This is a genomic window from Synechococcus sp. F70.1, assembly GCF_047502745.1.
In the GTDB taxonomy this organism is placed as follows: domain Bacteria; phylum Cyanobacteriota; class Cyanobacteriia; order Thermostichales; family Thermostichaceae; genus Thermostichus.
In genome coordinates this window covers 1-1676 of sequence record NZ_JANSJL010000064.1, presented here as the reverse complement: position 1 = coordinate 1676, position 1676 = coordinate 1, and the positions used below count along the sequence as shown (strand labels likewise).

Below are 1676 nucleotides of genomic sequence, written 5' to 3'. Positions count from 1 at the left end.
CAACTTCCATCTTGCTGGTCAACGGCTCATTGGCAGCCAACGCTAGCTGCACCATTAGCCTGGATCTTCAGGTTACAGCCACGACAGCGGGATCCCTGACCAGTCCAGCGGTAGTCCTCAGCAGCAACCAGGCGCCCAATGCCACCGCAGCCGCCATTACCCTGACGGTGACGGTGCCAGCTCCCGCCTTTACCATGGACTTTCTTCCCAACCCGCTTGGCCCAATTGGCCCACGTCCCGTTACCGGGAATGGAACTTTGACGTTTAGAATAACCAACAACGCAGCCATTCCATTGACGGGCTTGGCCTTTAACCACACCTTGCCGGGAGGGCCGCCTCCTTTAACCGTAGGGCCTGGTGCACCTCCTCCCTTACCTGCTTCCTGTGGTGCTGGAGCTAACCTCACAGCCTCGGTGGGTGGGAACACCATTCAATTCACCGGAGGACAAGTAGCCCCAGGACAAACTTGCACAGTGACCATCCCTGTCCAAGTCACATTCGCAGCTACGGACTCAGCCGGCACCTACAACTACACCAACTCCCCGGTGACGTTGAACAGCACTGAGGCTGCCCCTGTTACAGCGGGGCCAGTAACCTGGACAGTTGTAGTGAATTAGTCCTTCAAAAGCAGCTCGGCAATTTGAACGGCGTTGAGGGCCGCACCTTTGCGGATTTGATCCCCGCATAGCCACAGCTCCAGGGCCTTGGGCTCGGAGATGTCCTGGCGGATGCGGCCCACCGCCACTTCATCCTTGCCGGCCACGTCGATGGGCATGGGAAAGCGGTTCTGCTGCCAATCTTCAATGAGCACCACCCCAGGGGCCTGGGCCAGGATTTGCCGGGCTTTTTCCACAGGGAAGGGCTGTTCAAACTCCAGGTTGAGGGCCTCGGCGTGGGTACGTAGCACCGGCACCCGCACACAGGTAGCTGTCAGCCGCAGGTTGGGGGATCCCATAATCTTGCGCGACTCGTTGACCATCTTCATCTCTTCCTGACAGTAGCCGTTCTCCTCCAGGGGGCTGTTGTGGAGGAAGAGGTTGAAGGCGATGGGGTAAGGGAACACCTGGGGCTGCAACGGCTGCCCCTGGAGGTAGGCGCGGGTTTGCTCCTCTAGCTCCACCATGGCGCGGGCCCCGGCCCCACTGGCCGATTGATAGGTAGCAGCCACCACCCGGCGCAGCGGGATGTGGCGATGCAGGGGGTAGATGGCCACGCACATTAGGATGGTGGTGCAGTTGGGGTTGGCAATGATCCCTTGGTGACGGAAGGCTTCCTGGGGGTTGACCTCGGGCACCACCAGCGGGACATCGGGATCCAGACGAAAGGCGCTGGAGTTGTCGATCAGCACCGCTCCTGCCTCGACGATGGTTTTGGCCCAGGTTTTGGAGACACTGGCACCGGCAGAGGCCAACACCAGGTCTAGGCCCCGAAAGGCCGCTTCTGAAACCGGCTCCACTGGGATCCGTTCCCCCTTGAAGGTCAAATAGGTGCCCGCTGAGCGGGGCGAGGCCAACAGCTTCAACTCTGCCACCGGAAAGTGGCGCTCTTCCAGCAGTTTCAGCAGCTCCGCTCCTACTGCTCCTGTGGCCCCCAAGATGGCCACCCGTTGTTGCCGTCCCATGCTTTCTTGTCCTCAGGTTTTCCTCATTCTATGGCTCTCCTCTAGTCCTTGATTC

At 60.0% G+C, this 1676-nt stretch carries 2 protein-coding genes; one reads left to right on the top strand and one right to left on the bottom strand.

Features of this window, described 5'->3' with window-relative positions:
* On the top strand, nt 1-617 hold a 617-nt coding region (locus NW860_RS06975), incomplete at its 5' end, for a hypothetical protein (protein WP_414513270.1).
* Here the strand turns inward: NW860_RS06975 and NW860_RS06970 are convergent.
* On the bottom strand, nt 614-1621 hold the full coding sequence (locus NW860_RS06970; RefSeq protein WP_414513268.1) for an aspartate-semialdehyde dehydrogenase: 1008 nt from the start codon (nt 1619-1621) through the stop codon (nt 614-616). The genes NW860_RS06975 and NW860_RS06970 overlap by 4 nt on opposite strands.
* Nucleotides 1622-1676 lie beyond the last annotated feature (55 nt).

Bases quoted from the DNA above. Each gene is read 5' to 3' on its own strand.
- NW860_RS06970 (WP_414513268.1), bottom strand. From the start codon at position 1,621: ATGGGACGGCAACAACGGGTGGCCATCTTGGGGGCCACAGGAGCAGTA.